This is a genomic window from uncultured Nocardioides sp. (assembly GCF_947489365.1).
In the GTDB taxonomy this organism is placed as follows: Bacteria; Actinomycetota; Actinomycetes; order Propionibacteriales; family Nocardioidaceae; genus Nocardioides.
In genome coordinates this window covers 781199-807623 of the sequence record NZ_CANLDB010000001.1, presented here as the reverse complement: position 1 = coordinate 807623, position 26425 = coordinate 781199, and the positions used below count along the sequence as shown (strand labels likewise).

At 73.7% G+C, this 26425-nt stretch carries 28 protein-coding genes and 1 tRNA gene; 8 read left to right on the top strand and 21 right to left on the bottom strand.

Going from position 1 to position 26425, the window contains the following annotated elements:
• Positions 1-10: 10 nt before the first annotated feature.
• Genes Q0858_RS03855 through Q0858_RS03840 form a run of 4 tightly spaced genes read right to left on the bottom strand, consistent with a single transcriptional unit; the run spans position 11 to position 5428 of the window.
• Complete coding sequence (locus Q0858_RS03855) at positions 11-2386, bottom strand: bifunctional salicylyl-CoA 5-hydroxylase/oxidoreductase (protein ID WP_299051283.1); 2376 nt, start codon at positions 2384-2386, stop codon at positions 11-13.
• A complete protein-coding gene (locus tag Q0858_RS03850; RefSeq protein WP_299051281.1) occupies positions 2383-4029 on the bottom strand; it encodes an AMP-binding protein in 1647 nt (548 codons plus the stop codon). The genes Q0858_RS03855 and Q0858_RS03850 overlap by 4 nt, the downstream gene beginning before the upstream one ends.
• Positions 4026-4946 (bottom strand): acyl-CoA thioesterase II, encoded by a 921-nt coding sequence (locus Q0858_RS03845; protein WP_299051280.1) that lies wholly within the window; start codon positions 4944-4946, stop codon positions 4026-4028. Before Q0858_RS03845 ends, Q0858_RS03850 begins: the two co-directional genes overlap by 4 nt.
• A complete protein-coding gene (locus tag Q0858_RS03840; RefSeq protein WP_299051278.1) occupies positions 4943-5428 on the bottom strand; it encodes a cupin domain-containing protein in 486 nt (161 codons plus the stop codon). The genes Q0858_RS03845 and Q0858_RS03840 overlap by 4 nt, the downstream gene beginning before the upstream one ends.
• 58 nt (positions 5429-5486) lie before the next feature.
• On the opposite strand from Q0858_RS03840, the gene Q0858_RS03835 reads away from it, so the two are divergent.
• Positions 5487-5927: a RidA family protein gene (locus Q0858_RS03835; RefSeq protein WP_299051276.1), complete on the top strand. Its 441-nt coding sequence runs from the start codon at positions 5487-5489 to the stop codon at positions 5925-5927.
• 27 nt (positions 5928-5954) lie between these two features.
• Here Q0858_RS03835 and Q0858_RS03830 read toward each other — a convergent pair whose 3' ends face one another.
• Positions 5955-6380 carry a hypothetical protein gene (locus Q0858_RS03830; protein WP_299051274.1) on the bottom strand — a complete coding sequence of 142 codons (426 nt, stop codon included), beginning with the start codon at positions 6378-6380 and terminating at the stop codon, positions 5955-5957.
• A 129-nt stretch (positions 6381-6509) separates the two neighbouring features.
• Here Q0858_RS03830 and Q0858_RS03825 point away from each other — a divergent pair, with 129 nt between their 5' ends.
• The 3 genes from Q0858_RS03825 (at position 6510) to Q0858_RS03815 (ending at position 8875) form a co-directional block, all read left to right on the top strand.
• Positions 6510-7517, top strand: a complete 1008-nt coding sequence (locus Q0858_RS03825) for an acetamidase/formamidase family protein (RefSeq protein WP_299051272.1) — start codon at positions 6510-6512, stop codon at positions 7515-7517.
• Positions 7518-7565: 48 nt separating this feature from the next.
• On the top strand, positions 7566-8324 hold the full coding sequence (locus tag Q0858_RS03820) for an SDR family oxidoreductase (protein ID WP_299051270.1): 759 nt from the start codon (positions 7566-7568) through the stop codon (positions 8322-8324).
• Between the two features lie 65 nt (positions 8325-8389).
• Positions 8390-8875, top strand: coding sequence for a DUF1707 domain-containing protein (locus Q0858_RS03815; protein WP_299051268.1), 486 nt, complete (start codon positions 8390-8392; stop codon positions 8873-8875).
• Between the two features lie 13 nt (positions 8876-8888).
• On the opposite strand, the gene Q0858_RS03810 is transcribed toward Q0858_RS03815, so the two are convergent.
• The 7 genes from Q0858_RS03810 to Q0858_RS03780 form a co-directional block, all read right to left on the bottom strand.
• Complete coding sequence (locus Q0858_RS03810) at positions 8889-10277, bottom strand: NAD(P)-binding protein (RefSeq protein ID WP_299051266.1); 1389 nt, start codon at positions 10275-10277, stop codon at positions 8889-8891.
• Positions 10278-10348: 71 nt separating this feature from the next.
• Positions 10349-10425: transfer RNA gene (locus tag Q0858_RS03805), tRNA-Met, on the bottom strand.
• Positions 10426-10564: 139 nt separating this feature from the next.
• On the bottom strand, positions 10565-13615 hold the full coding sequence (locus Q0858_RS03800; protein ID WP_299051751.1) for a UPF0182 family protein: 3051 nt from the start codon (positions 13613-13615) through the stop codon (positions 10565-10567).
• A 5-nt stretch (positions 13616-13620) separates the two neighbouring features.
• Complete coding sequence (locus tag Q0858_RS03795) at positions 13621-14226, bottom strand: PPA1309 family protein (protein ID WP_299051264.1); 606 nt, start codon at positions 14224-14226, stop codon at positions 13621-13623.
• Positions 14223-15272: a PDZ domain-containing protein gene (locus Q0858_RS03790; protein WP_299051262.1), complete on the bottom strand. Its 1050-nt coding sequence runs from the start codon at positions 15270-15272 to the stop codon at positions 14223-14225. The genes Q0858_RS03795 and Q0858_RS03790 overlap by 4 nt, the downstream gene beginning before the upstream one ends.
• Before the next feature lie 54 nt (positions 15273-15326).
• On the bottom strand, positions 15327-15566 hold the full coding sequence (locus Q0858_RS03785; RefSeq protein WP_299051260.1) for a hypothetical protein: 240 nt from the start codon (positions 15564-15566) through the stop codon (positions 15327-15329).
• A 127-nt stretch (positions 15567-15693) separates the two neighbouring features.
• Positions 15694-16173, bottom strand: a complete 480-nt coding sequence (locus Q0858_RS03780) for a molybdenum cofactor biosynthesis protein MoaE (RefSeq protein WP_299051258.1) — start codon at positions 16171-16173, stop codon at positions 15694-15696.
• Between the two features lie 91 nt (positions 16174-16264).
• On the opposite strand from Q0858_RS03780, the gene Q0858_RS03775 reads away from it, so the two are divergent.
• Positions 16265-17728, top strand: a complete 1464-nt coding sequence (locus tag Q0858_RS03775; protein WP_299051256.1) for a zinc-dependent metalloprotease — start codon at positions 16265-16267, stop codon at positions 17726-17728.
• The gene (locus Q0858_RS03770) at positions 17725-18300 is read left to right on the top strand and encodes an NUDIX domain-containing protein (RefSeq protein ID WP_299051254.1); all 576 of its coding nucleotides are present in this window, start codon (positions 17725-17727) and stop codon (positions 18298-18300) included. The genes Q0858_RS03775 and Q0858_RS03770 overlap by 4 nt, the downstream gene beginning before the upstream one ends.
• A 263-nt stretch (positions 18301-18563) precedes the next feature.
• Here the strand turns inward: Q0858_RS03770 and Q0858_RS03765 are convergent, their stop codons facing one another.
• Together Q0858_RS03765 and Q0858_RS03760 are read right to left on the bottom strand one after the other, a co-directional pair.
• Positions 18564-19115, bottom strand: a complete 552-nt coding sequence (locus Q0858_RS03765; RefSeq protein WP_299051252.1) for a M48 family metallopeptidase — start codon at positions 19113-19115, stop codon at positions 18564-18566.
• Entirely contained in the window at positions 19112-20155 is a 1044-nt protein-coding gene (locus tag Q0858_RS03760; protein WP_299051250.1) for a PHP domain-containing protein, read from the bottom strand. The genes Q0858_RS03765 and Q0858_RS03760 overlap by 4 nt, the downstream gene beginning before the upstream one ends.
• A 380-nt stretch (positions 20156-20535) precedes the next feature.
• On the opposite strand from Q0858_RS03760, the gene Q0858_RS03755 reads away from it, so the two are divergent.
• The gene (locus Q0858_RS03755; protein ID WP_299051248.1) at positions 20536-21426 is read left to right on the top strand and encodes a hypothetical protein; all 891 of its coding nucleotides are present in this window, start codon (positions 20536-20538) and stop codon (positions 21424-21426) included.
• Between the two features lie 34 nt (positions 21427-21460).
• Here the strand turns inward: Q0858_RS03755 and Q0858_RS03750 are convergent, their stop codons facing one another.
• The 6 genes from Q0858_RS03750 to Q0858_RS03725 all read right to left on the bottom strand — a co-directional run bounded on the left by Q0858_RS03750 (position 21461) and on the right by Q0858_RS03725 (position 25140).
• Entirely contained in the window at positions 21461-21619 is a 159-nt protein-coding gene (locus tag Q0858_RS03750) for a hypothetical protein (protein ID WP_299051246.1), read from the bottom strand.
• Between the two features lie 89 nt (positions 21620-21708).
• Complete coding sequence (locus tag Q0858_RS03745) at positions 21709-21945, bottom strand: hypothetical protein (RefSeq protein ID WP_299051244.1); 237 nt, start codon at positions 21943-21945, stop codon at positions 21709-21711.
• A 13-nt stretch (positions 21946-21958) separates the two neighbouring features.
• The gene (locus tag Q0858_RS03740; RefSeq protein ID WP_299051242.1) at positions 21959-22123 is read right to left on the bottom strand and encodes a hypothetical protein; all 165 of its coding nucleotides are present in this window, start codon (positions 22121-22123) and stop codon (positions 21959-21961) included.
• A 97-nt stretch (positions 22124-22220) separates the two neighbouring features.
• The gene (locus Q0858_RS03735; RefSeq protein ID WP_299051240.1) at positions 22221-22538 is read right to left on the bottom strand and encodes a WhiB family transcriptional regulator; all 318 of its coding nucleotides are present in this window, start codon (positions 22536-22538) and stop codon (positions 22221-22223) included.
• A 112-nt stretch (positions 22539-22650) separates the two neighbouring features.
• The gene (locus Q0858_RS03730; protein WP_299051239.1) at positions 22651-22875 is read right to left on the bottom strand and encodes a hypothetical protein; all 225 of its coding nucleotides are present in this window, start codon (positions 22873-22875) and stop codon (positions 22651-22653) included.
• Positions 22876-23073: 198 nt separating this feature from the next.
• Positions 23074-25140, bottom strand: a complete 2067-nt coding sequence (locus Q0858_RS03725) for an ATP-dependent DNA helicase UvrD2 (RefSeq protein ID WP_299051238.1) — start codon at positions 25138-25140, stop codon at positions 23074-23076.
• Between the two features lie 76 nt (positions 25141-25216).
• On the opposite strand from Q0858_RS03725, the gene Q0858_RS03720 reads away from it, so the two are divergent.
• Positions 25217-25465, top strand: a complete 249-nt coding sequence (locus Q0858_RS03720; RefSeq protein WP_299051236.1) for a mycoredoxin — start codon at positions 25217-25219, stop codon at positions 25463-25465.
• A 32-nt stretch (positions 25466-25497) separates the two neighbouring features.
• Here the strand turns inward: Q0858_RS03720 and nudC are convergent, their stop codons facing one another.
• On the bottom strand, positions 25498-26415 hold the full coding sequence (gene nudC, locus Q0858_RS03715) for an NAD(+) diphosphatase (RefSeq protein WP_299051234.1): 918 nt from the start codon (positions 26413-26415) through the stop codon (positions 25498-25500).
• Positions 26416-26425 lie beyond the last annotated feature (10 nt).

Genomic DNA, 26425 nt, shown 5'->3' with positions numbered 1-26425 from the left:
CTCCCCCGGCTCAGGGGGTCGGAGTCCACCTCACGTGCACGTCCTGCGCACCGTCGCGCAGCAGCGCGAGCCGCGGCGGGACCTTGTCCGTCCGCGCGCTCGGCGGCTTGCGGCGTCCCGCCGCGAACGGGTCGGGCCACACCGCCCCGGGCCCGGTGTAGTCCTGCTCCGCCGCGGCCGCCAGGGTCCAGTTCGGCTGGAACAGGTGGGTGCGGCCCAGCGCGCAGAAGTCCGCGCGCCCGGCCAGCAGGATCGAGTTCACGTCGTCGTACGACGAGATCGCGCCGACCGCGATCACCGCGACACCCGCGGGCGCGGCGACCCGGTGACGGATCTTGTCCGCGAAGGGCGTCTGGTAGCTGCGCCCGAACGCCGGCCTCTCGTCCTTGCTCACCTGCCCCGACGACACGTCGATCGCGGCGGCGCCGTGCTCGACGAACGCGAGGGCGATGGCGACGCCGTCCTCGTCGGTGTTGCCGTCCGGCATCCAGTCGGTGGCCGAGATGCGCACCGTCACCGGGACCGACTCCGGCACCGCGGCGCGCACCGCGTCGAACACCTCGAGGGGGAAGCGGAGGCGGTTCTCCAGCGGGCCGCCGTACGCGTCGGTGCGGTGGTTGGCCACCGGCGAGAGGAACGACGACAGCAGGTAGCCGTGCGCCGCGTGCACCTCGACCAGGTCGAAGCCCGCCGCCACGCCCCGCTCCGCGGCGGCGACGAAGTCCGCGGTGATGGCGCGCAGGTCGTCCTCCGTCGCCTCGCGCGGCACGTGGCAGCCCTCGCCGTACGGCAGCGCGGAGGGTCCGACGACCTCCCAGTTGCCGTCCTCGAGCGGCTCGTCCATGCCCTCCCACATCAGCCGCGTCGAGCCCTTGCGGCCCGAGTGGCCGAGCTGCAGGCCGATCCTCGCGGTGGTGCGGGTGTGCACGAAGTCCGTGACGCGACGCCACGCGTCGGCCTGCTCGTCGGTCCACAGGCCGGGGCAGCCGGGCGTGATCCGACCCTCCGGCGACACGCACGTCATCTCGGTCATCACCAGGCCGGCGCCGCCGAGCGCCTTCGACCCCAGGTGGACGAGGTGGAACTCGTCCGGGACGCCGTCGGTGGCGACGTACATGTCCATCGGGGAGAGGATCACCCGGTTCCTGAGCTCCAGCGGCCCGATCCGGCCGGGCTGGAACATCGCCGGCCCCGGGTCCGCCGCGTCCGCCCCGGGGTGCGTGCCCTCCTGGCGGGCGAACTCCCGCTCCATCCGCTGCGCGAACTCGTGGTCGCGCTCCTCGAGGTTGGAGAAGGTGATCCGCCGGGACCGGGTGAGCAGGTTGAAGACGAACTGCGCCGGGTCCTGGTCGGCGTACATGCCGATGTTCTCGAACCACTCCAGGGAGGCCTGGGCGGCGCGCTGCGTCGACTCGACGACCGGCTTCCGCTCGTCGGAGTACGCCGCCAGCGCCGCCTCGGTGCTCGGGTGCTCGTGGAGGCACGCGGCCAGGGCGAGCGCGTCCTCCATCGCGAGCTTGGTGCCCGAGCCGATCGAGAAGTGCGCGGTGTGCGCGGCGTCGCCGAGCAGCACGACGTTGCCGTCGTACCAGCGCTCGTTGCGGACCGTGGTGAAGCTCAGCCACTTCGAGTTGTTGAGCAGGACCTCGTGGCCCTTGAGCTCGTCGGCGAAGATCTCGGCGACCCGCTCGGCGGCGTACGTGTCGGAGGTGCCGGGCGGGAACGCCTGGTCCTCGGTGGCGTCGAACCCGGCCCGGCGCCACACGTCGGTGTGCATCTCGACGATGAACGTCGAACCGGCCGCCGAGAACGGGTAGCCGTGGATCTGCATCGTGCCCCACTCCGTCTGCTTCACGACGAACTGGAACGCCTCGAAGACGAGGTCCGTGCCGAACCAGATGTACTTGTTCTGCCGGCGGTCGAGGGTGGGCCCGAACGCGTCGGCGTACCGGCCGCGGACGGCGGAGTTGGCCCCGTCGCACGCCAGCACGAGGTCGTACGACGCCCGCAGCTCGTCGACGTCCGGCGCCTCGGTCCGGTAGTGGACGGTGACCCCGAGGTCGGCGACGCGCTCCTGGAGCACGCGGAGCAGGTCCTTGCGGCCCATCGCCGCGAACCCCTGGCCCCCGACGGTGAAGGTGGTGCCGTCGACGTCGGTGTCGATGTCGGTCCACCGCGCGAACGCGCGCTCCATCTGCTCGTGGACCACCGTGTCGGCGCCCTCGATGCTGCCGAGCGTCTCGTCCGAGAAGACGACCCCGAAGCCGAAGGTGTCGTCGGGGGCGTTGCGCTCCCAGACGGTGATGTCGTGCCCGGCGTCCAGGCCCTTCATCAGGGCGGCGAAGTAGAGCCCCCCGGGCCCGCCGCCGACGATCGCGATCCTCATGGTGAGACCCCTTCCGCGGCCTCCGCCTCGACCTGCTGCCGCAGGCGGTAGTGCTGGAGCTTGCCGTTGGTGTTGCGCGGGAGGGTGTCGACGAAGCGGACCTCCCGCGGGTACTTGTACGGCGCGATCGTCGCCCTCACGTGCGCCTGGATCCCTGTCGCGAGCGCCTCGTCGGCCGCCACGCCCTCGCGGGGCACCACGAATGCGCAGACCACGGAGCCGCGCTCGGCGTCCGGCTTGGCGACGACCGCCGCCTCGGCCACCGCCGGGTGGGTGTCGATCGCGGCCTCGACCTCGGGCGCGCCGATGTTGTAGCCCGACGAGACGATCATGTCGTCCGCGCGGGCGCAGTAGGTGAAGTAGCCGTCCTCGTCGACCACGAAGGTGTCGCCGGTGACGTTCCAGCCGTGCTGGACATAGGCGCGCTGGCGCTCGTCGTCGAGGTAGCGGCAGCCCACCGGGCCGACGACCGCGAGCCGCCCCTGCACCCCGGGGCCGACCTCCTGGCCCGTCGGGTCCAGGATCGTCGCCCGCCAGCCGGGCACAGGTCTCCCGGTCGCGCCGGGCCGGATGTCGGCTCCCGCCGCGGAGATGAAGATGTGGAGCAGCTCGGTGGAGCCGATGCCGTCGACGACCTCGAGCCCGATCGCGTCGCGCAGGTGCTGCCAGGTGTGGGCCGGGATGTGCTCCCCCGCGCTCACCGCGACCCGCAGGTCGCGCAGCTGCTCGACCTTGCCGGCCCTGATCATCTGCTTGTACGACGTCGGCGCCGTCGCCAGCACCGTGACCCCGTGGGCGGCCACCAGGTCGGCGACCTGCGGCGGGGTGGCCGCCTCGACGAGCAGGGCGCTCGCGCCGACGAGGAGCGGGAAGACGACGAGCATCCCGAGCCCGAAGGTGAAGGCGAGGGGCGCGGTGCAGGCGACGACGTCGTCCGGCTCCAGGCGCAGCACGTGCCGGCCGAAGGTGGCGTCGATCGCGAGCAGGTCGCGGTGGGTGTGCATGGTGATCTTCGGGACGCCGGTGCTGCCGGACGTCGGGCACAGCAGCGCGACGTCGTCCGCGCTCGTGGGCACGGGGGTGAAGCCTCCCGGCTTGGCCGCGGCCAGCGCCACGAGGTCGTCGGGGCCGTCGCCACCGACGGCGACCAGGCGCAGCGTCGGGACGGCGAGCTCGGCGACGTCCTCGGTCCAGCGGTGGTCGACCAGGGCCACGACCGGCCCGGTGCGCTCGACGATCGGGCCCAGCTCGCGGGCGCGCAGGGCGGCGAACGTGGTCACCACGACGGCCCCGGCCTTCAGGACGCCGAGCCAGCAGGCGACGGTCCACGGCGTGTTGGGCGCGCGGAGCAGCACCCGGTTGCCGGGGACGACGCCGAGGTCCTGGACGAGGACCCGCGCGACGGCGTCGGAGGTGCGCTCGAGGTAGCCGTAGGTCCACGCGACCCCGTCGGGAGTGCGCAGCGCGACGCGGTCATCCCCCGCCCGGGCGATCGTGTCGGCGACGAGCGCGGTCGCGGCGTTGAGGGTGTCAGGCACCTCCTGCAGCGCGGGCAGGGTGAGCTCGATCGTCGGCCAGAGCTCCGGTGGCGGCAGGTGGTCGCGGGTGAAGGTGTCGACGTGGGCCGACGGCAGCAGCCTCACGACGTCTCCCCGGCGTCGGCCGCGGGCTCGCGCAGCATCCCCTCCTGGGCCACGGTCGCGACGTGGGTGCCGTCGGGGGTGAAAAACCGGCCGGTGCCGAGGCCGCGGCCGTGCTCGGCGGCGACGGCCTCCTGGGCGTAGAGCAGCCAGCCGTCCATCCACCCGGCTGGCCCGGTGCGGTGGAACCACATGGCGTGGTCGAGGCTCGCGGTGACCAGGCCCGGCTCGGCCCACGGCCGGCCCAGGACCCGCAGGACGGGCTCGAGGATCGTGTAGTCGCACACGTAGGCCAGGGCCGCCTGGTCGCGCTGGTCGTCGCTCAGGCCCTCGACCGGGCGCAGGGCGTCGTACGGCCTGACCCAGACGGCCTGGTGCGGAGCGTTCCCGCCGTCGACGGTGAGGTAGACGGGGCCGGGCACGTGCCGCATGTCGAAGCTGCGGCCCGACGACCAGTACTCCCGCGAGGTCTCCGTCGAGGTGCCGCCCTCGCGGCCCTCGAGGTACGCCGCCGAGGTCGGCAGCTCGTCGGGGCCCGGCAGGTCCTCGGGGAGCGGGCTGCTCACGCTGCCGCCCGCCTCCCCCGCGGCGAACGAGGCGAGGCAGACGTAGACGCACCTGCCGTGCTGGTAGGCGCGGACCTGGCGGGTGGCGTAGCCGCGGCCGTCGCGGAGCAGCTCGACCTCGTGACGGACCTCCGCGCCGATGTCGGCGGGCCGCATGAAGTAGGAGTGCATCGAGTGCAGCGTCTTGTCCTCGACCGTGCGTACGGCCGCCGCGACGGCCTGCGCGACGAGGTCCCCGCCGTACGCCTTGGGCCAGGGGCAGGCCTGCGTGGTCGCGGTGAACGCGACGTCGAGGTGCTCGGCCCCGGCGGCGGTGAGCGTGACCGCGTCGGTGAAGACCTCAGACGTGCTCACGGGCGGTCCACCCAGTCGGGGAGCGCGGAGTCGTCGACCTGCGGCAGGTTGACCACGATGTTGTCGGGGGTCCGCGTGGTCATCCACGTGAGCGGGTGGTTGCGGTCGAGGTTGCACTCGACGTGCGGCATGAACGGGGGCACGAACACCCAGTCGCCCTCGGCCATGTCGAGGTAGTCCTCGAACCTCTCGCCGAAGTAGATGCGCGCTCGGCCGGAGAGGACGAACCCGCCGGTCTCGGCCTCGCCGTGGTGGTGCGGGACCGACCGGAAGCCGCCGAGGTTGTGGACCTGGCCGAACCAGATGCGCTGCGCGGGGGTGTGCTGCGGGCTCACGCCCGAGATCCGCCTCGCGCCGGCCGACTGGCCGGTGTCGTCGGGCTCCTGCCCGCCCCGGGTCACGACGGGCACGACGAGGCCGTGCTCGTTCGCCCAGGGCGAGGGGTCCCCCTCGAGGACGTGATCGTTCTGCTCGGCATCCATGTTCCATAGTCAGCACGATCGTTGCTGAGGTGTCAATGGATCGCCTAGCCTCACGGGCATGACCTCCACGCACCCCGACCTGTCGCCCGTGCCCGTGAACCCCTCGTCGCTGCCGAAGCCCAGCGGGTACTCGCACGGCACGCTGACGGGGAACACGCTCTACCTCGGGGGCCAGACCGCCCTCGACGCGGACATGCGGATCGTCGAGGGCGGGATCGTCGAGCAGTTCCGTCAGGCGTTCTCGAACGTGCTGACCACGCTGGCCGAGGCCGGCGGCGAGCCGGGCGACCTCGTGAGCATCACGATCTACCTCACCGACATCCCGGACTACATCGCCCACGGCCGCGAGATCGGGCGCGTGTGGCGCGAGCTCGCGGGGACGACGTACCCGGCGATGGCGGGGATCGGGACGACGGCGCTGTGGCAGCCGGAGGCCCTCGTCGAGATCGTCGGCGTGGCCGTGGTCCCGGACGAGCGGCTGGTGCGACCGGGCGCCTGAGCGCCCGGTCGCACCGCCCCAGGGGGGTCAGAAGCGCAGGCTGCCGGCGCAGGCCTCGCCGGAGCTGCCGCGCGTGGCGCGGAAGGTGAAGCGGTCGGTGCCGGCGGCGTCGCGGGCGCGGCGCTCGACGGAGAACGAGCCGCTGGGGCCGCGGGTGGTCGAGGTGCCGCGGGCGACCAGGTCGCCGTCCTGACGGATGACCCACGACCAGGTCTGACCGGCCCGATTGCTGTCGACCTCGCCCTCGACCTCGACGCCGCCGTCGTCGGACTTCGCCGTCAGCTTCCACTCCGAGACGCCGGGGCCGGTGCAGCTACCGGTGCGCTCGACGCGGTCGTCGTCCCCGCCCGACGCCTGGGCGGGGGCGCCGGCGACGCCGACGAGGCTCGCGCCCAGGGTGACGGCGAGCAGGGTGGACGCCGCGGCGCGGCGGACGGTCGTGGGGGTGCTCATGGGGTCCTCCAGTGTGGGTGGACGTCGGTGGTCGACGTGTCACCCATGCTGGTCGCGGATCCGTCCGTCCGACAGTTGTCCGATGGTCCTAGGACCCCCACCCGTCCACCGCGCGCGGTAGGTTCGGGCATGGACGTCATCGAGTACGTGCCCACCCGCGAGCAGTACACCTACACGTTCGGCGGGGCCGCGCCCGTGATGCGGGTGACGCCCGGCAGCGTCCTGCGGATCTGGTCGGACGACGCCTTCGGCGGCGCCCTGCGCAGCGTCGACGACCTGTCCGCGGAGAAGGTCGACCTGCGGTTCGTCAACCCGCAGTCGGGGCCCTTCTACGTCGAGGGCGCCGAGCCCGGCGACACGCTCGCGCTGCACCTGGTCGCCCTCGAGCCCGCCCGGGACTTCGGCGCCTCGGCCGCGATCCCGTTCTTCGGCGGCATGACCAGCACCGACCGCACGGTCTCCCTGCAGCCGGCCCTGCCGGACACGACCTGGATCTACGAGCTGGACCGGGAGCGCGGCACGGTGGGGTTCGCCGCGCGGCACTCCGAGCACCGCCTCGAGCTGCCGCTGGAGCCGATGCTGGGCACCGTCGGGGTCGCCCCGGCGGGCGGTGAGGTGCGCTCGTCGCTGGTGCCCGACCGGTTCGGCGGCAACACCGACACGCCCGAGATGCGGGCCGGGACGACCTGCTTCCTCGGGGTGAACGTCGAGGGCGCGATGTTCTCGATCGGCGACGGTCACTACCGCCAGGGCGAGGGCGAGGCCTGCGGCACCGCCGTCGAGGGCGCGATGACCACCACGCTCATCGTCGAGCTGGTCAAGGGCGGCGCCCCCGGCTGGCCGCGTCTGCAGGACGACGACCAGCTCATGGTCATCGGCTCCAGCCGGCCGCTGGAGGACTCCTGGCGCATCGCCAACGCCGACCTCGTGGGCTGGGTCGCGGAGCTGTCCGGCCTGCACACCATGGACTCCTACCAGCTGCTCTCCCAGGTCGCCCGCGCCCCGATCGCCAACGTCGTCGACGCCAACTACAGCGTCGTGGTGAAGGCCGCGACCTCGCTGCTCCCGCCCGTGAACCCGTACGACGGCCTCCACGCCGACCTGCGCACCCGGGCGCGCAGCCTCGGCTCGGTCTGACCCCGCCCTCCGTCTCCGCTCCCCGCCCCTCCCCCGAAAGGCCCCACCATGGACCTGCAGCTGCACGGCACCCGCGTCCTCGTCACCGGCGGCACCCGCGGCATCGGCCGCGCGGTCGTCGAGGCGTTCCTCGACGAGGGCGCCCACGTCGCCTTCTGCGCCCGCAACGCCGACGACGTCCGCACCGCCTCGGAGGTCCTCGCCGCCCGCGGGACGACGTACGGCACGAGCGTCGACGTCGGCGACGCCGCCGCGCTCGCCGCCTGGGTCGAGGCCAGCGCCGGGGCCCTCGGCGGCATCGACGTCGTCGTGGCCAATGTCAGCGCACTGGCGATCCCCGACACCGAGGAGAACTGGGAGGCCAGCCTGAACGTCGACGTCATGCACACGGTCCGCCTCGTCCGGGCCGCGATGCCCCACCTCCAGCGCAGCGACGCCGGCTCGATCATCGCGGTCTCGAGCGTGTCCGGCCGGGAGTCGGACTTCGCCTCGGGCCCGTACGGCACCGCCAAGACCGCGATCATCGGCTACGTCCACGGCCTCGCCCTGCAGCTCGCCGAGAAGGGGATCCGCGCCAACACGGTCTCCCCCGGCAACACCTACTTCGAGGGCGGCGTGTGGGCCGGCATCGAGTCCGGCGACCCCGACCTCTACTCGACCGCGCTGGGGCTGAACCCGACCGGTCAGATGGGCACGCCGGAGGAGGTCGCGGCCCCGGTCGTCTTCCTCGCCAGCCGTGCCGCCCGCCGCATCAGCGGCACCAACCTCGTCGTGGACGGCGCGCTGACGCGCGGCATCCAGCTCTAGGACGCAGCGCGGGACCCGCGCTCCGCGGTACGGCGATCCCGCCCCGCGACGTGCGAGCATCCAGCATGGGACAGACGAAGGACGCGGTCGCCGGACCGCCGGCGATGCGCATCGGTGACGCGGAGCGCGACGCGTGCGTCGACGTGCTGGCCGAGCACCACGTGCGCGGGCGCCTCACCCTCGACGAGCTCGACCGACGTCAGCGCCTCGCGCTGACCGCGTCGACGGCGGACGACCTCGCGGCACTGCTGCTGGACCTGCCGGCCGAGCCGGCATCGGCGGGGTCGGCACGGTCGCCGCGCTCGACCTGGCGAGCGGCCGTGGCCCGCGCCTGGGGACTGCGCCCGGTCCGTGCCCTCGTCCTCGCTCCGGCCGGACTGGCCGCCGGAGGTGGGCTCGTCGCCGTCTCCCACACCAACGACGACGTCTGGAAGTTCGCGCTCGGGTTGGGTGCCGCGGCGGTGGGCTTCGCGGCCAACGCGGGGATCGGGCGGCGCCGGCGCCACGACGGGGACGATGGCGACGATCCGGGACGACGGGAGCGCCCCTGACCGTCGGACGCCGTCAGGACGCCGGTTCGCCGCTCAGCGCCGCGAGCCGCTCCAGCCCCGGGCCGACGTGGGCGGCCAGGCGTTCGCGGGCGGCGTCGAGCTCGGGCGAACCGGGGTGCTCGGGCGGGACGCGGGAGGGGTTGATCGCGACGCGGTCGGCCCACGCCTTGATGTCGGGCTCGGAGCCGAAGGCCGCGGAGGCGCGGAAGCCGCGCACCTGCATCGCGGCCCAGTCGGTCAGCGAGTTGCCGAACGAGGACGGCGGGCAGAGCCGGTTCTTGGTGGCGTCGTCGTCGCGGGTGGCCTCGACGTAGCCCGCGAGACCTGCCGCGAAGCAGGGGAAGCCGGCGCGGATCGGCTGCAGCGTGACGACGTCCTCGCCCCAGATCGGCACCAGCGGGCGGTTCCTGAGGCCGTCGGCGGCGCAGTTGACCACGAGGGCGTCGGGGGCGGTCGTGACTGACCCCTCCTGCAGGTCCAGCCGACCCCTGCCGGCGCTCACGACGCGGCCCAGTCGGACGACGTCCTCGACCTGCCGCAGCCGCTCGAGCTCCCAGCGGCCCAGCGTCGGGGCCTTCGCCATCGTCGGGGTCGAACCGGGGTCGAGGCGCATCATGATCCCGGCGTCCTCGAGGTCGAGGAAGAGGCGGTCGAGGTCGTCGGCGTCGCCCGCGAGGCGCATCATCTCCGCGACCATCCCGAGGTAGACGACGGGGTCGGGCTGCACGACCGCCCGGTCGAGCATCCAGGGGTCGCGGGGACGCACCCAGGTGATGCGGTCGGGGTCGATCCCCCGGCCGACCTCGGCGTCCGTCAGCCACACGATCGCGTCGGTGGCGGTCTTGCCCGAGCCGACCACGACGTACCGGCTCGGGTCGTCCTCGACGCCCGGCAGGTCGCCGACCGGCACCACCCGGGCGCCGTCGACCGCGAACCGCGGCGGCACCTCCGCCGGCACCTCGGGGGCGAGGTAGCGCGCGTCCACGACCCGGCAGTGCTCCGGCACCGCGAGGCGCTCCCCGGTCTCGCGCGAGACCACGGTGCGGCCGTCGACCTCGTGGCCCCTCAGCAGCTCGACGCGGCCGGTGGCGCGCATCCGCGCGAGCACGTCGTCGTAGTAGCCGAGGATCGTCGCCCGGTCGGCGCGCTCGTGCAGACCCGCCTCGGGGCCGGACTCCTGGATGCGGCCGCCGAGCACCGTCGACTGGACGCCGTAGAACTGGGAGGCCTGGTGCAGCCGCACGAAGGGGTACGCCGCCCGCCAGTGGCCGCCGGGCCCGTCACGGCGGTCGACCATCACCACGCGCGCGTCGGGGTCGTGCTCCACGAGCGCGTCCGTGAAGCCCATGCCCATCGCGCCGGCCCCGACCACCAGGTAGTCGGCCTCGATCGTCCTCGTCACGGGCGAAAGCCAACCACGCTGCTCGAGAATGACGAAACCGCCCCCGGAAGATTTCCGGAGGCGGTTCGTCGTGGTAGCGGGGGCAGGATTTGAACCTGCGACCTCTGGGTTATGAGCCCAGCGAGCTACCGAGCTGCTCCACCCCGCGTCGGTGAACAGAACACTACGTCACGGGGTCCGGGGGCCTCAAATCGGGGTCGTCGCCGGCGCGACCAGCCCGGAACGACAGTGCCCCGGACCTGATCCACGGGGTGGACCGGATCCGGGGCGTCGAGCACAGCCGCTGATCAGTTCTCGGCGTCTCCCCCGCCTGTGGCGCCGTCGGTCGAGCCGCCAGCAGCGCCGTCGGTGCCGCCTCCGCCGCCCTCGGACAGCTCGATGGCCTGCTCGATCAGGTCCTGGGCGTTGTCGTTGGCGTCCTGGTAGCCCTGGAGGTCCCCCGCGTCGAGGGCCTCCTGGGCGTCGGTGAAGGCCTGGTCCGCCTGGTCGAGCAGGTCACGGATCTGCTCGTTGACCGTGCCCGTCGGCTCCCCGCCGCCACCACCGGCGTTGCCCTCCTGCGGATCCTGGCCGCCCGGGTCCTCACCGCCGGGGTCGTCCTGCGTGTCCGGCGGGTCGCCCGGCAGGCTGAGGACGTCGTACAGCGCCTCACCGAGCGTCTCACCGACACCGACCGAGTCCTGGCCGAACGACACGGCGACGTACCGCAGCACCGGGAAGTTGCCCTCGCCCGCGGACCGCAGGGCGTAGATCGGCTGGACGTACAGCAGCTGCCCGGCGACGGGGACGGTCAGCAGGTTGCCCCGCACGACCGTGGCGCCGCTGTTCTCCAGCGGCAGGGTCAGGGCCGTGACGCCGGTGTCGGAGCCGATCGCGTTGGCGATCTGCGCGGGTCCCGGCACCTGGCTGGTGGACGGCAGACGGCGGATCCGGATGGTCCCGTACTCGTCCTCGGCCGCGTCGGCGTCCACCGACACGAACGAGGCGAGGTTCTCGCGGTTCACCGGGGTGTAGACCGAGGTCAGGGAGAACACGTCGTCCGCCCCGTCCTCCTGCGGCAGCGAGAGGCGGTACGGCGGCTGGAGGAAGCGACCGTCGTTGGGGTCGGCCGGGACCTCCCACCGGTCGTTGGCCTCGTAGAAGTCGCTGGCGTCGGTCACGTGGTACGGCGCGAGCTGGTAGCGCTGCGCCTTGAACATGTCCTCGGGGTAGCGCAGGTGGTCCATGAGCTCGTCGGAGATCGCGGACCGCGGCTCGACCGTGTCCGGGAACGCCGACATCCACGCGTCGAGCATGGGGTCGGACTCGTCCCAGGCGTACAGCCTGACCGTGCCGTCGTAGGCGTCGACCGTGGCCTTCACCGCGTTGCGGATGTAGTTGACCTCGTCGGTCGGCAGGGTCTGGAACTGGTTGTCGTTGGCCAACGAGTCGTCCGTCATCTCGTCGAACGACTCCTTCTCCGACTGCGGGAAGCGGTCGGAGAGGGTGTAGCCGTCGAGGATCCACTGCACCCGGCCGTCGATGACCGCCGGGAAGGGGTCGGAGTCGACCGTCAACCACGGCGCGACCTTCTCGACCCGCAGGGCGGGGTCGCGGTCGTACAGGATCTTCGAGTTCTCGTTGACCCGGCCCGACAGCACGATGTTCGGCTCGCCGAACTTCACGGCGTACAGCAGCTTGTTGAACAGGTTGCCGACCGAGACGCCATCGGCGCCGTCGTAGGTGTTGGTGGCGTCGGAGCCGTCGCTGCTCTCGGTGCCGCTCGGCAGGTCGAGCTCCACGTCGTCGGCGTCCTCGGACGCCTTGCCCACGATCGAGTACGACGGCGAGTTCTCGCCGAAGTAGATGCGGCCCTCGTAGCCGTCCGGGCTCTGGTCGGTCAGTTCGCCGCGGGGCGGCAGGTCCTGCTCGGCGAAGGCCAGGCCGTCCCCGGAGGAGGCACCGCTGATGGCCTCGTCGTTCGACGCGGGGCGCTGGTTGCCGAAGGCCGCGATCACGCCGTACCCGTGCGTGTAGACCGTGTGGAGGTTCTGCCAGTTCTGGCTGCCCTCGCTGATGCCGGCCTGGTTGAGCTCGCGGACGCCCAGGACCATGTCGCGCTCGATGCCGTTGACCGGGTAGCGGTCGACGTCGAGGACCGGAGGCACGCTGTAGTAGCCGCGCACCTGCTGGCTCTGCTCGAAGGTCGGCGGCACCACGGCCGGGTCGACCAGACGGATGCCCTCGGCGCCGATCGCGGCGGCGGCGAGCTGCTCGCCCGCCACGTCCGACTCCGCGGTGTACGGCTCGACCACCGTGTCCTCGAGCTGGTAGGCGTCCCGGGTGGCGTCGATGTTCGCCTGGATGTAGGGCTCCTCGCGGTCCGCCTCGGTGGGCGTGACCTGGAAGCGCTGGACCAGGCCGGGCCACACGAGGCCGAGCAGGACCGCCGAGAGCAGCAGCAGGCCGAGCCCGACACCGGGGAGGATCCACGTCCGGCGCCAGACGTTGACGAAGAACAGCACCGCGCAGATCACGGCGATCGCCGCGAGGATCTCCTTCGCCGGCAGCTCGGCGTTCTCCGCCGTGTACGTCATGCCCGTGATCAGGCCGCTGGAGTCGGTCAGCAGGTCGTAGCGGTCGATCCAGTAGTCGACGCCCTTGGCGAGCACGAAGACGCCGAGCAGGACCGACAGCTGGACCTGGGCGGCCCCCGACAGACGGTCCGAGCCGGGCTGCAGGCGGATGCCGCCGTACAGGTAGTGGACGACGGCGGCGGCCATCAGGCCGACCACGGCCGCGGCCATGACGAAGTCGACGACGTAGTGGTAGGCGGGCAGGTCGAAGACGAAGAAGCCGACGTCCCGGCTGAAGTAGGGGTCGGACCGGTCGAAGGACCCACCGTTCCGCCACAGCAGGTAGTTGCGCCACTGGCCCGCTGCCGACGTGCCGGCGAAGGCGCCCATGAGCAGGGCGATGCCCAGCACCAGCCACTTGCGCATGGGGGCGACGGCCTCGCGGTAGCGCTCGAGGCTCGTCTGCTCCGGCGACGGCGGGCGGAACGTCGGCCGGTAGCGGTAGGCCAGCCACATGTTGAGCGCCACGACGAGGGCCATGACCAGGCCGAACACCGCGAAGAGCGTGATGCGGGTCAGCAGCAGCGTGGTGAAGACGGACCCGTAGTCGACCGAGACGAACCAGAGACGCTCGGTCCAGAACGACGACAGGCCGGTCAGGATGAGGAAGAGGACGAGCAGGACGGCACCGGTGACCAGCAGCGCCTTGCTGCGCCCGCTGGGTCCGGCGGTGACGGTGCCCCGGCCGCCGCGCTGCGGCCTGCCGGGCTCGTCGTCGAACATGTCACTCACGGGGCCTGCTCCTCGTCGGTTCGGTCGTCCAGGGTGGAGCGCACGAGCTCCACGAGTCCGGGCACGAGGTCGGACCCCGTCACCACGGAGGTGTCGTCGTCGTGGGCGCGCAGTCGCAGCGCGCAGTAGGTGGCGCCCGCCCGGGTGACGCCCGCGACCATGCGGACCTCCTGGCGGTCGGGGTGGGAGCGCGCGAACGCCTCCGCGTCCTCGGGGTCGGCGGGCAGCTCGTCGTCCGCGCCGGGCGGGAGCACGAGGCGCTCGACGACGGCCACGCAGCCGGCCACCTCGGCGGGCCAGGCCATCTCCGCGAGCATCTCCTCCAGCGGGCGCTCCTGCGGGAGCTGGTCCTGCTCGATCGGGGTCAGCGACCCGTCGGCGCTGGCGTCGGCCAGGCCGGCCTGGACGGCCAGCGACGGCTCGCGCTCCACGAGGCGGGCGGTCTCGACGAGGGCGTACAGCCGGCCGGGCTGGTCCCACCCCGCGCCCGCGACGTGCCCCTCGATCTCGAGGACGGCCGCGGCGAGCGCCGGGTCGGTGTCCAGGTCGTCACCGACCAGGGCGGTGTCGAGGGCGGGGTCGCTCAGGTCGTCGTCACTCACGTGGCGTCCTCACAGGAGGGAAGGTCGGCGTCGGGGTCGGCGACCCACGCAGCCAGGGCGTCGCGGGCGTCGGACAGGGTGTCAGCGCGCACGAGTCGGATGTCGTCGACGTCGGTCTCGAGGGCGTCGGCGCAGTTGCCGGGAGGGACGAGGAACAGCTCGGCCCCGTCACCCTCGGCGGCGACGATCTTCTGCTGGATCCCGCCGATGGGTCCGACCTCGCCCTCGGCCGTGATGGTGCCGGTCCCGGCGATGGTCTCGCCGCCGGTCAGGGAGTCGGGGGTGAGGGTGTCGAGGATGCCCAGCGAGAACATGAGGCCGGCGCTGGGTCCGCCGATGGAGTCGGGGATCTCGATGGACACGTCGATGGGGAACTCGTAGCCCACGCCGGGCAGGATCCCGATCCGCGGCTTGCCGTCGACCTCGGTGGGGGTGACCTCGACGGTGCGCCGCTCGCCGGAGCGCCGTACGACGAACTCGACGGGGTCCCCGGAGCCGGCCGCGGTCACCGCGTCGACGACGTCCTGGGGGGTCTCGATCTCCTCACCGTCGATCTCGAGCAGCTGGTCCTCGGCGGCGAGCTTGCCGTCGGCCGGGGTGTCGGCGGTGACGGCGAGGACCTCGACGTCCTCCGTGACGTCGTAGTCCAGCTCGGTCAGCGCGGCAGCGATCGCGGTGTCCTGGGAGGAGACCATCTGCGCGGCGGACTCGGCCTCGGAGTCCTGACGTGACTCCTCGGGCGCGTAGACCGCGTCGTACGGCAGCACGGCGTCGCGCGGGTCGACCCAGGCAGCCATGGCCTCGAACAGGTTGACGCGGGCGCCGGGCTGGGTGACGTAGACGGTCGTCAGGCGCAGCTGGCCGTCGTCGCGGTAGGTCTTGGCCCCCTGCACCTGGATGGTCTCCCGGTCGTCGGGGGCGGCGAGCACGTCGACGGTCAGGCCGGGCCTGTTGGTGACCACCGGCGTGGGCAGGACGAGCGCGAGGACCCAGAGCGCGACGAGCAGCGGTACCGCCACAATCCCCGCGAGGGTCCGCTGACTCATGGCGTCAGCCTCTCAAACACCGACAACAGCGCTCCGGGCGACCGTGGGTGCGGCTCAGCGACCCGGGGGCGGGGTGCGCGAGGGCCGCACCGCGATCCCCCGGCTGCGGTCGCGGGCGGGTGCCGGGCGCACGGCGTACCCGCCCCGGTGCTCGCGGCGCAGCGCCTGCGCCATGCGGGCGACGGCGACCTCCCGATCGACCTCGCCGCGCCCCTCGCGGCCGTACCAGCCGACCCAGCACATGGCGACCACCGTCACCGCCACGGAGGGCACGAGCCACAGCAGGATCTCCACGCGCCCAGGCTAGGGAGCGGGGCGCGTCCCGCTGGGAAGCCACGCGGGCGCCCTCGGGAGATCGAGATCCGCACCGAGGTGGTCGAGCGGCCACGGCGGGGCCGCCGGTCTGGAGCTGCGGTCTGCCTCAGCCCTCGGTGTCGACGCCCACCCAGCCGGCGTCGCCGGCGGAGTAGGTCTGGTGCTTCCAGATCGGGACCTCGGCCTTGAGGATGTCGACGAGCGCCTCGGTGGCGCGGAACGACTCCCACCGGTGCGCGGCAGAGGCGGCGGCCACGACGGCGGCGCCGCCGATCGGGATCTCACCGATGCGGTGGACGACGGACAGCCCGCGCACGTCGTGCTCGGCTGCCACGCGCTCGGCGACCTCCCGCATCCGCTCCAGCGCGGAGGGGTGGGCCTCGTAGGCCAGGCCCGACACGTCGCGGCCCTCGTCGTGGTCACGGACGCGGCCGACGAAGACGCAGACGGCACCGGCCGCGAGGTCGTCCAGGGAGGCGGCGACGGCGTCGGCGTCGAGCGGCTCGGCGACGATGTCGACCCACCGGACCACCTCACTGACCGGTCGGGGCGGGTCGGGGACGCGCTCGGGCCGGGGCGAGGTCATGGGCGCGAGGCTAGTGCGCCCTCGGCGAACACCCCTCCCCCGGACCGCGGATCGGTCGTGGTCGGCTGGTCGACCCGCGTAGATTCGGAGCATGGCGAACCCACCGGACGACGGACCCGACGACCCCACGGGCGACGACTCCTCGCGCGGCGAGAACCCGTTCAAGGGCACGCCGTTCGAGCAGCTCTTCGGCGCCCTCGGTGGCGGGGCCGGCGGCCAGGGCGGGCCCGGCCTGCCTGGCGGCATGCCCGACCTGTCCGCCCTCTTCGGCGGCCAGATGCCCGACCTCGGCCAGATGATGGCGCAGGTCCAGGCCCTCATGCAGCCGTACGACGGCCCGGTCAACTGGGACGTCGTCCTCGACACCGCCCGCAAGCAGGTGGCCTCCCAGCCCGACCCGACGCCGACGCCGGGGCAGAAGGACGCCGTCGCCGACGCCATCCGTCTCGCCGACCTGTGGCTCGACGAGACCACCGAGCTGACCTCCGGCGTGAGCACCACCGCCGCCTGGAGCCGCGCGGAGTGGCTGGTCGAGACCCTCGACGTCTGGAAGCACCTCGTCGAGCCCATCGCCGCCTCCGCCAACGGCGCGCTCGGCAAGGCCCTGCCCGCCGAGGCCGCGCAGATGGCCGGCCCGCTCATCGGGATGCTCGGCAAGGTCACGGGCGCGATGGTCGGCGGCCAGGTCGCCTCCGGTCTCGGCGCCCTGGCCTCCGAGGTGCTCACCGCCTCCGACATCGGCCTGCCGCTGGGCCCGGTCGGCAAGGCCGCGATCGTCCCGGCCAACGTCGCCTCCCTCGCCGACGGCCTCGACGTCTCCGGTGACGACGTCCTGCTGTACCTCGCGCTGCGCGAGGCAGCCCACCAGCGCCTGTTCGCCGGCGTCCCGTGGCTGCGCGAGCACCTGCTCGGCGCCGTCCGCGACTACGGCGAGGGCCTGCAGATCAACACCGAGCAGATCCAGTCCACGATGGAGGAGCGGCTTCGCGGGCTCGACCCGACCAACCCCGCCGCCATGCAGGAGATGCTCGAGGGCGGCATGTTCGACCTGGAGCAGTCCCCCGCCCAGAAGGCGGCGCTGTCGCGCCTCGAGGTCACCCTCGCCCTGGTCGAGGGCTGGGTCGACGAGGTCGTCGGCCAGGCCACCGCCACGCGGATGCCCGCCGCCGCCAAGCTGCAGGAGGCGGTACGCCGCCGCCGCGCCGCGGGCGGGCCCGCCGAGCAGACCTTCGCCTCCCTGGTCGGGCTGGAGCTCCGGCCCCGGCGCCTGCGCGACGCCTCGACGCTGTGGGGCTCGCTCCGCACCCGGCAGGGCGTCGAGGCCCGGGACGGCGTCTGGATGCACCCCGACCTGCTCCCCACCGACGCGGACCTCGACGACCCGCTCGGCTTCCGCGAGGACGCCGCCAAGCCCGACGAGCTGAGCGAGGAGCAGTTCGACGCCGAGCTGCAGGCTCTCCTCGACGGCACCACCCCCGCCTCGGACGAGAAGGACGTGGACCCGGAGGACGAGGGGCCCAAGGACGAGGGCCCGAAGGGCGACGGCCCGGCGTGAGCCTCCACGCCGACGCCCTCGCGGTGCTCGGCGGGTGGGTGGCACCGGACGACGCGCAGGAGGTCCTGCGCCGCCGGTACGTCGGGCACCTCGCGGCGCACCCCGACGGCTTGGACCGCTCCTGCCTGCCCGACCACCTCACCGCCAGCACGCTGGTCGCCAGCCCCGACGGGTCCCGGGTGCTCCTGACCCTGCACGCCCGCGCGGGGCGCTGGTTCCAGCTCGGCGGGCACTGCGAGGCCGCGGACACCACGCTCGCCGGTGCCGCGCTGCGCGAGGCGACGGAGGAGTCGGGGCTGGCGTCCGGCCCGGCGCTGGACCCCGTGCCGCTCCAGCTGTCCGAGCACCCCGTCCCCTTCTGCGGCCCCCGCCCCGAGGGCCCGGACGGCTCGAGCGATCGGGCGCGCACCACCCACCACCTCGACGTCCGCTTCCTCGCCGTCGCCGACCCGGACGCACCCCTCGGCATCAGCGACGAGTCCGCCGACCTCCGCTGGTGGCCCGCCGACGCCCTGCCCGACCCGGACGCCGACATGCTGCACCTGGTCGCCCTCGCCCGCGCGCGTCTGTAGCCGCCGAGTCGGCCCGAACGCACGCCCCGGACGTGCCGAGTCGGCCCGAACGCACTCCACTGGGGTGCCGAGTCGGCCCGAACGGTCAGCACCGCACTCCAGGCCCGCCCCACGGAGAGTGCCCGGGTCGCCTCGCGCCATCTGTGACCCCTTCGGGCCGACTCGTCGTCCCTTGGACGCACGTTCGGGCCGACTCGGCGTCCCCACGACGCACGTTCGGGCCGACTCGGCGTCCCCACGACGCACGTTCGGGCCGACTCGGCTCACTCCGGCTCGGGCTCGGTCTCCCCGGGAGGCGGCTCGACGCCGTGGGCGGCGGACCAGCCGAGCAGGTAGCCCTGCGCCTTGCCGGTGAGCGGGTAGTGCCGCACCCAGGCCCAGAACCGCGCGTCGTGACCCGGCTCCAGCAGGTGGGCGAGCTCGTGGACGAGCACGTACTCGACGACCCACCGCGGCATCTGCTGCAGCCGGGTGGAGAGCCGGATCGTCCTCTCCCCGGGGGTGCAGGAGCCCCAGCGGGAGCTCTGGTTGTCGACCCAGCGCACCGAGTCGGGCTGCGCGAGCCCGCCGAGGTAGCGGTCGGAGAGGCGCGTCGCCCAGGCCATCAGGTCCTCCTCGCCGGGCGGCGTACGACGTCGCTGCTCGGCCCGCAGGACGCGCTGGACCATCTTCGGAACCCAGAGCTGCTCGTCCGCCTCGCTCATCGAGGCGGGGATCAGCACCAGGATCTTCTCGCCGTCCCGCCGCGCCGAGACGGTACGACGGCGGCGCCGCGACCGTCGTACCTCGACCTGCTCCCCCGTGGTCCCGCTCACGGCAGCGCCCACTCCAGCAGTCGGTCGCGGGGCCACGTGTTGACGATGCGGTCGGGCTCGATGCCGGCGGCCTCGGCGCGCTCGCAGCCGTAGTCGAGCATGTCCAGCTGGCCCGGGGCGTGGGAGTCGGAGTCGATGCTGAACAGGCAGCCGAGGTCGCGGGCGAGCTCCAGCAGCGTCGTCGGCGGGTCGCGGCGCTCGGGCCGGGAGTTGATCTCGACGGCGACGTCGTGCTCGACGCAGGCCTCGAAGACGGCGCGGGCGTCGAACTCCGACGGCGGACGGGTCCCGCGGCCCCCGGTGACGAGCCGGCCCGTGCAGTGGCCGAGCACGTTCACGAACGGGTTCGCGACCGCGGCGACCATCCGCCGCGTCATCGGCTCGGCGTCCATCCGGAGCTTGGAGTGGACGCTGGCGACCCGGAGGTCGAGCCGGGCGAGCATCTCGTCGCTCTGGTCGAGCCCGCCGTCGTCGAGGATGTCGACCTCGATCCCCTTCAGCAGCGTGAAGGCCTCGCCCTGCGCGTCGAGGTGGCCGTTGACCGCGTCGATGACGTCGAGCTGCTTCGCCAGGCGTGCCGCGGACAACCCGTTCGCCACCCGCAGGCGGGGCGAGTGGTCGGTGAGGACGAGGTACTCGTGGCCGAGCTCGAGCGCGGTGAACGCCATCTCCTCGAGCGGCGAGCCGCCGTCGGACCAGTCGGAGTGGGAGTGGCAGTCTCCGCGCAGCGCCGCCCGCAGCTCACGCCCGCCCGGAACCAGCGGCCCCTGCTGCTCCGCCTCGAGCCTCGCCAGCCGCGACGGGGTCTCCCCGCGCACGGCCTCCGCGACGACGGTCGCGGTGCTGCGCCCGATGCCCGGCAGCTCGGTCAGCGTCCCGGCGTCCACCCGGGCGGCGACCTCGTCGGCGTCCAGGGGCAGCAGCGTGGCGGCGGCGGACCGGTAGGCCTTGACCTTGTAGGTGTCCTCCCGGGCCCGCTCGAGGAGGAACGCGATCCGGCGCAGCGCGGCGACCGGCCCGGCGTCGTACGTGTCCCCCATCGGCCTCCCCCTGCTCCGGCACGTCGGCGGGCCACCGGATTTCTTCCGTGCACACCCGCTGGCGGCCATCATGGCTGGTCAGGCCACTGCGGCGCTGTCGGCCCGGCGTGTCGTCCCCAGGCCCGTCCACGGCGCCCCCGGTCTTGTCCACCGGCCGCGTCGCCCGTCCACAGGGCTGTCCACAGCCTCCTCCACAGGCGGGTCATGGCACCCGTTGACCTCCTGGCGAGGCGCTCCTAGCGTGGGTCGTGGACGAGGCCCCCGGGCCGGTCCGGACGGTCCGTTAGGGGAAGGCGGGCCGGACGGGTCGACGGGGGCCTCTCCTGCGTCCTGTGGACAGAGCCGGGCGCCCGGCGGGCACAGGTGGCACCGTGCGGCCCATGACCAGCAGCCGCTCCACCCGGGACGACGTCCGGGTCTGCCTTCGGCCGGGGGTCCGGGTCGTGCGGCGCGACGCCACCCACCTGCAGGTCGGGCTGGACGACCTGGGGCTCGTGGTGGCGGACCGCCCGGCGACCGCCGCCGCCCTCGCCGAACTGGCGACGGGTCGCCCCGTGGCCCCCGGACAGCTGGACCCGCGGCTGCTCGACGACCTCACCGCGCGGGGCCTGCTCGTCGACCCGACGGCGATGACGGCTCTCAGCCCCGCCGGCGCCCGGGCCCGGGCCTCGGTCGGCGCCGCGTTCGCCGCGCACGGCCCGGCCGCGGCGCAGCGGCTGACGGCACGTCGGTCGCTGCAGGTCGAGGTCGCCGGGGCGTCGGACTGGGCGGCGCAGGCGCGCGAGCTGATGACCGTGGCGGGCCTGACGGTGCGGGCCCCGGACCGGCGGCGCCGGGACTCCTCGGGGCTCCTGGTCCTGCTCGGCGTCGGCGAGCCGGAGCGCGCCCGGCTGGACGACGCGGTGCGGGCCGGCCGGCCGCACCTCGTCCTCGCCGCGGTGCAGGGCCGGGTGCGGGTCGGCCCGTTCGTCGTCCCCGGGGTCACCTCGTGCCTGCGGTGCCTCGACGCCCACCTGTCCGAGCGCGACCCCCGCCGGTCGCTCGTGGTGGAGCAGCAGGGTCAGGGGCTGGAGCCGGTCGACCCGGTGCTCGGCACGCTCGCCGTGGCGTACGCCGCCCGCGACGTCGTCACCTGGGCGGAGGGCGGACGACCCGCGACGTGGTCGGCGACGATCGAGGTGTCCGCCGACGCCGAGAGCGGGACCACCCCGCGCCCGGTGTCGCCGCACCCCTGCTGCGGCTGCGGGTGGGGCAACCACCTGACGGGCTGAGCGGCGTCCGCGATCGAACGCGGGAGAACCGGGGTCACCACCACTCGCTGTCGAGCTTCCCCTCGATCGCGCGCAGGTGCTCCCGGGAGCAGGTGTCGCAGTAGCGCTGCTGCCGCCCCCGCTCCACCGACGTGGTCCAGGCCAGGGCGTCGGCGCCGTCCGCGTGGCGCCCGCAGAAGTCGCAGGTCGGCATCGGCCCACGGTAGCGAGTCCGGACGCCACACCGCCCCGCCGCCGAGATCGGCGGCGGGGCGGTGCGGGTGCTGCTCGGTGCTGCGGGGCCTAGAGGCTGCGCGCGAGGGCGAGCCGGGCCTTGGCGGCGGCCCGCTCGGCCCGGCGGGACAGCCGCTGGGCCTTCGCGAGACGGTTGCCGCGCTGGTGTGACTGCGCCTCTCCCAGGCGCGCGGACATCTGTGCGCGTGCCAGTTCCTCGTGCATGAGTTGCATGGTGGTGCTCCTGATCTCAGGGGTGTGGGTGGTGGTGTCGGTGATCGGGTCGGTGATCGGGTCGGTGGTCATCGGTGGTCGGTCCTCACAGGTCGCGGACGACGGCCTCGCGCGCCCGGCGGGCGAGCTCGGCGGCCTGGCGGTCGTTGCGGCGTCGGCGGGACAGGGCCCGACGGCGGCGCTCCTGGCGCGCGTCGTGCAGCAGGACCGAGCGGTGTGCTCGGGCCAGCTCCTCCGGCAGGTGGGTCATGGCGGTGCTCCGGTTCTCGTCCGTATGTCGGTGGTGGGTGGTGGGCGGGTGCTGCTCTCGGAGGGTGGGCCCTTCCCGCGGGGGAAGGTCCAGGCGCCTAGGCGGCGTCCTTGCGGGGTCGGCCCCGGGGGCGCTTGCGGGGGATCACGGTTCCCTGCAGGAACAGCTCTCCGCCCCAGACGCCCCAGGGCTCGCGGCGGTCCTTGGCCGCGGCCAGGCACAGGGCCCGGACGGGACAGTCCCGGCACAGGGCCTTGGCGTGCTCCACGTCGCTCGGCAGCTCCGCGAACCACAGCTCGGGGTTCCCGCTACGGCAGGGCAGCCGGTCGTCGTCGTACTGCCCGGCCTCGTCGTGCAGGCAACTCAGGCTGGGACCAGCAGCGTCCTGGTGGGCGGTGACGAGGGTGCTCGTCATGTCGGTCTCACCTCCTCTCGGTGTCTCGTCGGTCTCGGTGTCGGACCCGGGAAACGACAAAGGCCGCGGATCCCGGTGGTGGGATCCGCGGCCTGGAGGCTGCCGGTGCTGTCTATCGACAGTCCGGCGGACTCCAGGCAGGGGTCCCCGTGGTGCGCTCATCAGCGACGACGGCCACGCCGCCCTCCGCGCCCATGAAGGCCGGGAAGGACGGGGCGATGCTGCCGACGGACTGCAGGCAGACGTCACCCTTGAGGCGGAGCGCGGAGACGGGCGCGATCGTGTGCTCGACGCGGTAGACGTTCGTCCACGGAGCGAGAGTCGTCATGGTGCTCATCGCGGCCACCTCCATCCGGGCCTCGTGCGCCGCCCCTTGGCGGGGGCGTGGTGCGCTGCTGGTCAGTTCCCGTGAACCGTAACGCCCCTTACAGGAAAGGGGCAAACGAATAAACCCGTTGATTTCGTGCCCGCCGTGTGCGGCCCCGGGATCGGCTCTCTTTCGGCGCGGATTCGTCCCGGACGGACCCGCGCCGGGTCAGCCGACGAGACCGAGGACGTCTTCGCCGTAGCGCTCGAGCTTGGCGCGGCCGACCCCGCTGATGCGCAGCAGCGCCTCCGGGGAGTCGGGCCGCATCTCGGCGATGAGCTGGAGGGTGGCGTCGGTGAACACGACGTACGCCGGCACCTTTTCCTCCCCCGCGCGCCCGACGCGCCACTCCCGCAGGCGCTCGAACAGCGCCTCGTCGTACGAGGCCGGGCAGTTCTCGCAGCGTCCGGTCTTGCGCTCCGCCGGGGCGCTGAGGGGACGGCCGCACTCACGGCAGTGCTGCGCCTTGCGGGCGCGCTTGCGACCACCGGGCGCGACCCCGGCGGCGGACGAGCCCCCGGCGTCGGCGGGTCGCAGGCCGTCGAGGAAGCGGGAGGGACGGCGGCTCTGGCGACCGCCGGGGTTGCGGGCCGCGGACCAGCTGACGGCGAGGTCACGTCGCGCGCGGGTGATCCCGACGTACAGCAGTCGTCGCTCCTCCTCGACGGCGACGGGCCCCTCGGCGTACGTGATGGGGAGGGTGCCCTCCTGGACCCCGGTGAGGAACACGGCGTCCCACTCCAGGCCCTTCGCGGCGTGGAAGGTCGACAGGGTGACGCCCTCGGCGACGGGGGCGTGCTGCTCGGCCGCCCGCCGGTCGAGCTCGTCGACGAAGTCGCCGAGCGTGGCGTCGGGGTGGGTGGCGGCGTGCTCGACGGCCTGGTCGACCAGCGCCTGCAGCGACTCCCACCGGTCGCGCACCTGGCCGCGACCCTCGGGCGGCTCCTCGCTCCAGCCGGCGCCGGTGAGCGTCGCGCGGGTGTCGGCGACCAGGTCGGACCCGGCCTCCCCGGCCCGGGCGCTGCCTCGCAGCAGCATCACGGCCTGGCGGACCTCGGCGCGGTCGAAGAACCGGGCGGCGCCGCGCACGACGTACGCGATGCTGCGGGCGGCGAGCGCCTCCTCCATCTGCTCCGACTGGGCGTTGATGCGGAAGAGCACGGCGATCTCGCGCAGCGGGGTGCCGGCGGCGTGGAGCCGGTGGACCTGCTCGGCGACCGCGGTCGCCTCGGCGACCTCGTCGGCGTGGCCGGTCCACGTCACGGCCGGCCCGGACGGGCGCTGCGCGGCCAGCTCGACGCCCTTGCTCGCGGTGCCGGTGAGCAGGCGGTTGGCGGAGGCGACCACCTCGGGGGTGGAGCGGTAGTTGCGCACCAGCTCGACGGTCGTCGCCGCCGGGTGCTCACGGGTGAAGTGGCGCAGGTAGTCGGCGTCGGCCCCCGCGAAGGAGTAGATCGTCTGGGCCGGGTCGCCCACCACGCAGATCTCGTCGCGCCCGCCGAGCCACAGCCGCAGCAGCGCGGCCTGGAGCGGGGAGACGTCCTGGAACTCGTCGACGACGAACCACTTGTACTGCGAGCGCACGCGCGCCGCGACCCGCTCGTCGGCGTCCAGCGTCGCCGCGGTGAGCAGCAGGACGTCCTCCATGTCCATGCGGCCCTGGTCGCGCTTGACCTCTTCGTACGCCGCGAACAGGCGTCCGACGCTGGCTGCGTCCTGGCCCGTCACCGAGCGCCCCGCGCGGGTGGCGACCCGCTCGTAGTCGGCGGGCGTGACGTTGCTGACCTTCGCCCACTCGACCTCGGAGGCGAGGTCGCGCAGCCCGGCCTGGTCGAGCCGGAGCCGGCAGTGGCGCGAGGCCAGCGCGAGCATCGACAGCTTGGACTCCGTTAGCGTCGGCAGGTCGGTGCCGTGGACCTGCGGCCAGAAGTAGCGGAGCTGCCGCAGCGCGGCGGAGTGGAAGGTCCGCGCCTGGACGCCGGGGGCGCCGAGCCCGCGGAGCCGGCCGCGCATCTCGCCCGCCGCGCGGGTGGTGAACGTGACGGCCAGGACCTCGGTCGGGGCGTAGACGCCGGTGGCCACGCCGTACGCGATCCGGTGGGTGATGGCCCGGGTCTTGCCGGTCCCCGCACCGGCGAGCACGCGCACCGGACCCCGCAGTGCCTCGGCCACCCGACGTTGCTCGGGGTCGAGGGCGTCGAGCAGTGCCCCGGGGTCGGACAGGGGGTCGGGCATGGGCGGAATGAACTCCCGGATCGCGGTGGTTGAGGGTGCGTCAGGAACAGTAGACGTGCGAAGGGACAGTCCTCAGATGGCCGGGTCGTTCACGATGTACAGCACTCCGTGGTGCGGGTACTGCCACCGCCTCAAGAGCCAGCTGGCTCGCGAGGGGATCGAGTTCGACATGGTCGACATCGAGCAGCAGCCCGACGCCGTCGCGATCGTCGAGCAGGCGAACAACGGCAACCAGACCGTCCCGACGCTGGTCTACTCCGACGGGACCGCGCAGACGAACCCCTCCCTGGCGCAGGTCAAGGAGAAGCTGGCCGCGCTGGCCTGACGGCCGCGCGGCACCGGCGGCGGGCGCCCGGCTCACCAGGAGCCGGGCAGCTCCCCGCCGTACCAGTGCTCGATCAGCGAGCGGCTGATCGAGATGCCGCCGGGGAGGACGAGCTCCCCCGCCGCAGCCTGCTCGGCCATCTCGGCGCGGGTGAACCAGCGCGCATCCTCGAGCTCGTCGTCGACGCGGACGATGTCCGTGCTGGTCGCCTCGGCGACCATCCCGAGCATCAGGCTGGCCGGCAGCGGCCACGGCTGGTTGCCGAAGTACTCGACGTCGCCCACCTGCACCCCGGTCTCCTCGGCCACCTCGCGGCGCACCGTGTCCTCGAGGGTCTCCCCCGGCTCGTAGAACCCCGCCAGGGTCGAGAAGCGGCCCTCCGGCCAGACGGCCTGGCGGCCCAGCAGGCAGCGCTCGTCGTCCGCGCCGGGGACGCCGTGGCGCACGAGCATGATCACGGCCGCGTCGGTGCGCGGGAACTGGCGCCGACCGCACCGCGGGCACTCCAGCTCGTGCCCGGACGCGGCGGCCTCGAGGCCGGCCCCGCAGTTCGGGCAGAACCGGGTGACGGCCAGCCACTCGCCGAGGCCGACGGCGTGCAGCACCAGCGGGGCGTCGGGGTGGCCGTCGACCACGGGCAGCATCTCGCGCAGCGCCGCCCACGACCGGTCATCCTCGTCCACCGACCCGGGGTCGACCATGACGGCGAACGACGTGGTGCCGTCGCGCTCGCCGAGCAGCACCCGCCGACCCTCGGGCGCCGCGTCCGGGCTGGTCCAGGCCGGGCCGCCGCCCTCGTCGCGCCCGGTACGACGGACGCGCCCGCCGGCCACGGGCAGCACCCGCGTACCGGCCTGCTGCCACCGGTCGTCGAGCCAGACGGCGTCGCGGCGGTGGACGCCGAGGCGGTCGTGCGGGGTCAGGGAGATGCGCTGGTGCGGGTGGGCCACGAGCGGCGAA